The sequence below is a fragment of the Rahnella sp. P4_A8 genome (genome assembly GCF_056402435.1).
This window is the reverse complement of record NZ_JBFUHK010000111.1, coordinates 1-5,950: the sequence shown is the minus strand read 5'-3', so window position 1 is coordinate 5,950 and position 5,950 is coordinate 1. Positions and strand designations below refer to the sequence as shown.

1 protein-coding gene is annotated in these 5,950 nt (G+C 60.1%); it reads right to left on the bottom strand.

What is annotated here, in order from left to right:
- Positions 1 to 5,950, bottom strand: a 5,950-nt coding sequence (locus AC1DUO_RS23000) for a hemagglutinin repeat-containing protein (protein ID WP_477988919.1), incomplete at both ends; no start/stop codon positions are given.

Genomic DNA, 5,950 nt, shown 5'->3' with positions numbered 1-5,950 from the left:
CCTCTGTGGCGGCGGTAATGCTGAGGTCTTTCCCCGCTTTCAGCGTCACATCCCCGTCACCGACCACGGACGAACCTTTCACCGTCAGGTCCTGCCCGGCGACAACGGAGACTTTATTGCCACTCAGCTGTGAGGCTTTCTCTGTGGTGGCATAGTCCTCTGCAACGGTGTGCGTGGTCGTGCCGGAGAACAGGTGTTTTTTGGTTTTGGTTTTTTCGTCGTAGCTGTACTGGCTTTCCTGTGCGGTGGTGATATTCACATCCCGCCCGGCGTTCAGGGCCAGGTCGCCGGTGGCCTGTACTTGCGCGGCCTGTGTCGTAATGTCACGCCCGGCGGCAATGGTGGTGCTTCCGCCGCTCACCACCGCTGTCCCTTCCTGCCCGACATTTTCACGGATACTCACGCTTTTGCTGCCGTGGGTTTCGCTGTAGGTGCTGGTCTGCTGCGCGTTCAGGTTGACGTCGCGACCGGCGCGGAGTGAGGCGTTGAGGTCGGCGGTCAGTTGCGCCGCCTGCGAGTTAAGGTCGCGCCCGGCGCTGAGCGTCAGGTCGCCGCCGCTGCTCACCACCGTGCGGGTGGCATTGTTGCTGTCAGCCTGATTTTTGCCGCTGGTCTGATGGCTGCTCTGGTCCATCGTGTTGAGGTTGATGTCGTTGACTGCCGCCAGCGTGGCGTCGCCTTTGGCGGTCACGGCGCTGCCCGCCACCGTCAGGTCGTGCCCCGCGCTGGCCGATAAATTACCGCCCGCGCTGACCGTGCTGGCCTGGCTGTCGGTGGTCTGTGTACTGCTTTTCGCCGTGGTTTTGCTGGTGCTGAGCGCGTTGCCGGTGATGCTGATGTCGTTCAGCGCCACCAGTTGCAGGTCACTGCCCGCCGTGAGCCGGGCACCGGTGTTATTGATGTCGTGACCGGCGGTAAGCGAGAGCCCGTCAGTGGCCGAGATACCGGCCACGTCGCCGGTCTGGGTCTGGCTGAAGGTCAGCTGAGCCGTTTTACTTTTGCTGGTGGTCGGCGCGGCCGTCCACTGCTGCGCCTGCGTAACGTTATTGATATCGCCGCTGACCGAGGCCAGCGCCACGGTCTGTCCGCTAATTGAAGAACCGATATTATTGATATCGCCCAGCGCGCTCAACTGCAGGCTGCCGTTAGAGGCAATCAGCCCGGCGTTAAGGTTATCCAGCGAACTGCTGCTTTTTGCCGCCAGTTGCGTCTGGGCCTGCAGGGTACTGCCCGCATTGACGATATGCCCGGCGTCGAGATTGACGGTGTTCCCGGAAATCACGCTGCCGGTCACCGCGTGGGTGTCGTTGGCAGAAAGATAGAGTTTAGGGGCCAGAACCGTCTGGCCGTTGACGGTGGTTTTTTCCCACCAGACGATGCTTTTGGTCAGCGCAGCGACCTGTTCAGGTGACAGGCTGACGCCCAGTTGCAGGCCCAGACCGGCCTGCTGTTCGGCGGCGTTATCAATCAGATACTGCATCTGCGCGAGGTCTGACCCTGTGCCGCCGACGTAGCGCTGCCCGGTCTGGCTGAGCACGGCGTTATCGACATAACGGGTATCGAAGGCGGCATCGCCGAGGAATTTGTAGTCGTAATCCGGCGTCAGCTTCAGCCGGTCCATAAAGTAGGCCGAGCCGAGGAATTTGCTCTCGTCGGTATAGACCGGTGCCGTTTCAATGCGTGGGTTGGACGGCGTGCCAGGCTGAACCGCAGGATGGACAACCTGACCTGCCACCGGCGTTGCAGAAAAGGCCGCGGAGGTCAGGCCGGTGCCACCCGGGGTGGCCTGTTTGCCCACGGCAGATATCGCAGACGTCGGTCGCGCAAGGTAATCGTTCAGCGCATTGAACAGGTTCGGATCAGTTTTACCTATCCCGCCAAGTTGCGGGTTGGTGGTGATCAGGTACGGGCTGGCAGGATCCTGACTCGCGACAAACAAACCGTTATTGCCGGTCGGCAACGGGTAATCCGTCAGTGCAGCGCCCTGATTGCCAATCTGCTTCAGGGCATTGCTGACCGAATCCGTCCACTGAACGGAGCCGACGGTCAGGTTTTGTGCGGATGCCAGTTGTTTGCTTTGCGAACCGCTGACCGGTTGCAGGCCCGACGTGCCGTTCAGTGACGGTGCGCTTATCGCATGGGATAAACCGCCTGCGTTAGCGGAGGTCGTGGTATTGCTGATGTTATTGCTGAAACTGGCGTTAACCGCCCCACCGGCCTGAATAACGGCGCGGAGACCTTCGCCGGTGCTGAGGGTTTCGTATTCAGGGGCGCCGGTGATATTGTAGGTAACGGTTGAATTCAGGCTATTTTTGAACTGATAGCTATCGTCATATCCGTTTTTTCGGAGGTCTGGAACGACTGTAGCTACGGGGAACGCATCCCCTATATTTCCACCGTATTGATAGGTAATATATTTATTTTCAATGCTATTGGTATAGGACTGATTATTTAAACTCCCCCCAGAAAGGGAAATATTGCTACCAGCCAATATATTACTAGCAATATTATCTAGATTGCCTGCTGCTATATTAATGTTTCTATTTGCAGCAATACGCCCGGCACCACCTGCAGCACTGGCAGAAACAGTTGAAGTCCCTATGAGAAACTTTTTAATTGCGCCTTTTGCATCTGGGGCCAGATAATTGGTATATATCGTATAGGGTACTCCGTTACTCCCGCTTCCTGTATGTCCACTACTAGATGTCGTATTAACACCCAGTTCATCATCATCCAGATCGCCCAGACGCACCTTGATCGAACTGGCACCGCCGGATGCCGGGCTGTCTGCCGCCGCCTGATAAGAACTCGACGTGCTCAACCCGTCACGCTGATTCAGCAAATGCCCGGTATTGATGGTGATATCGCCGCTGGTGGTTTCGATATCCCCCGACGTATTGACCACTTCGCTGTTGGCGTTGCCCGCCGCGTCCCGCTGCAGCCACAGGCTGTTGCCCGCCAGAATATCGCCGTAGTTATTGTGAATACTGTCGGCCAGCAACTGCATGTTGTTACCGGCGTACAGCAGCGCGCTGTTCGTCAGTTGGCCGCCAGCGGACATCACCACGTTGCCCGCCCCGCCGACAAAGCCGCTGTTGTTAAGCACGCCACGGCTGGCCAGGTGGATATCCCCGCCGGACTGCACGCTGCCGCTGCCGTTGAGCTGGATGTTGCCGGCGTCCACGCCCACCGTACCGCCGCCACCGCGCAGCTGACCGCTGTTGGTAAAGTTGCCGGTCGAGCTGAGCTGGATGCCGTTGCCCTGCAAGGTACCGAGCACGTTCAGGTCGCCCTGCGTGCTGAGATTGAGGTTCTGCCCCGCTGCCAGCGTGCCGGTCTGGGTAAAGCCCGAACCGAGTTGCAGCGTCATATCCCCCAGCGCCAGCAGGCTGCCCGCCTGATTCAGCACTGGCGTCACCAGCGTCAGGTTGCCTGCGCTGTAGAGTTTGCCGCCAGCCTGGTTGTCGGCGTTCTGGACGTTAAGCCCCAGCGACTGACTGCCCCAAACGGTGCCGGTATTATGCAGTTCGTTACCGGTCAGCGTCAGCCGGTCGCCCTGAAGCTGGCCCTGATTGGTCATCTGCGTGACGTTCAGCGCGCTGTCGCCCTGTCCGGTCAGCGTACCGCTGTTGTTGAGCGTGCCGCCGGTCAGGGTCAGGCCCTGCGCCTGCAGCGTGCCGCTGTTGGTCAGCACCGGTGCAGACACTGTCAGCCTGCCGCCGGTCAGTAAGGTGCCCTGATTATTGAGATTATTGGAAAGGGTCAGATGAGTGACGCCGTCGCCCTGCATCTTGCCCTGATTGAGCAGCGTCTGTGCGCCCAAATCTAACGTGCCCTGACTGCGCACGGTGCCGCCGCTCAGGTTGGTGATGCCGTTTTGGACCGTACCCTGCAGGCTTTGCTGGCCCTGTAACTGCCCGGCGTTGCTAATACTGTTGGTGGTCAGCACAAGATTACCGGCCTGAATGGTGCCGCTGTTAGCAATATTCCCGGCGTTCAGCGTGGCGGTGCCGCCACTGAGTAATGTGCCGCCCTGCTGAACCTGAAGTTGCCCGCTGAGCGTGGTCGCAAGCGCGCTGACACCGCTGATGCCGCCGCTGCTGGTCAGCGCACCACCGGTCAGGGTGAGATTATCCGCCGACCAGTTCCCCTGATTATTCAGGTTCGCCGCCTGCAAAATAGCCAGACCGGTTGAGATGATTTTGCCCTGCGCCTGCGTGTTGAGCGCGCCGGTAAGAGTCAGCTTCGCGCGTGCGGCGGTCTGGATCGCGCCGTTAAGATCTAACTGACCGGCGTGTAAATCGGCGCTGTCGGCCTGCCAGTTGCCGTTGTTGGTGACGTGCGCGGCGGTGACGGTGAGTGCGCCCTGCGTCAGCATCTTGCCGGACGTGGCGTTGGTTAAATCCTGCTGCAGCTGCGCCGTCAGGCCCTTCAGGCCAATCAGGTTGCCGCTGTTATCTGCGGAACCGGCAGTAACGGCCAGCGTGTCGCCCTGGATTTGCCCCTGATTGGTCAGATGGTTAGCCGTCACCGTGGCGGTTTTATCGCTGAGCAACTGGCCACTGTTTTCCAGCGTGGCGGCGTTCACCGTGACATCACCGGAAGAGAGCAGGCTGCCGCTGTTGGTGAGATCCCCCTGCATCTGCGCGTTCAGGCCATTCGTGCCTAATGCCGTGCCGCCGTTGGTCAGGCTGTTACCGGTCAGAGTCAACTGGCTGCCCTGTAAACGTCCTTGATTCTGGGTATCGCCTGCCTGCACACCCAGCGTGCCGCCGGACAATACCTGCCCCTGCGCACCGTTGGTTAAGGTGCTGGCGGTGAGCGTGGTACCGCCGTTGCCCTGCATCAGCCCGTTGTTGCTGATACCAGTGGCATTCACGCCGACCGTTTGTGCCAGAAGCTGGCCGCTGTTGGTCACAACCGGTGCCGTCACGGTCAGACCATTACCCGCCGATATCACGCCGGTGCCCTGATTGGTCAGACTGCCGGTAACATTCACGCCGACGTTACCGCCGGAGATATTGCCCTGATTGACCAGCGTCTGGCCTTCCAGCGTCATCTGGTTCTGCGCAGACAGGCTGCCTTGCTGCTGCAACGTACCGGCTTTCACATGCAGGCTGTCGTCGGCGGTGATGGCACCGTTGTTGGTCAGCGAGGTGGCCGTGATATCCACATTGTCCGCACCCAGCGCCGCGCCGTTGGTCAGCGTACCGGCCTGAACCGTCAGCGTGCCCGGTGTCACCAGTTTCCCGGCCAGATCGGCTTTTTCAGACGCACTGATCCCCAGCGCGTTTTTGCCCTGCGTCTGCGAGCCGTTGCCGGTAGTGAGCTGTTGCGTGGTCAGCGCCGCGTTGCCATCTGCGGAGAGAAAACCCTTTAAGTTCGCGGTATCCGCACTGAGGTTCACATCGCCCTGGCTGGACTGTACCGATCCGGCGCGGGTGGTCAGCGCGGTGGCGTTAAGTGTTGCACCCTGCGTACCGGTCAGCGTGCCACCCAGATCTGCCTGGGCGGTGTTGAGTGTCAGTTGACCGCCAGCCAGTAAGGTTGCCGTATCACCGTTGGTCACGCCGTCCCGCACGGTCAGCGCTAAGTCGCCGCGGGTGCCGGTCAGCCCCTGATTATTGAACTGATTCAGGGTCAGCGTCTGGTCACCGCCGGACTGCGCCGTGCCGTTGTTATTGAAGGTATCGCCGTCAAGCTGCTGCGTGCCGAGGGACTGCAGCAGGCCGTTATTGGTCAGGGTGCCGAAGCTGAACTGACCGTTGCGGTTGGCGGCCAGCGTACCGCCGTTGCTGAAATCGTGTGCGGTAAAGTTCAGGTCACGCCCGGCAATCAGGCTGCCGGACCACTGCCCGCCGCTGGCAACCGTGGCCTGCACGTCATTTTGTGCCGAGGTTTTACCACCCTGTGCGGCATTAAGCCGGTCAGCGTTAATCGAAAGAAAAGA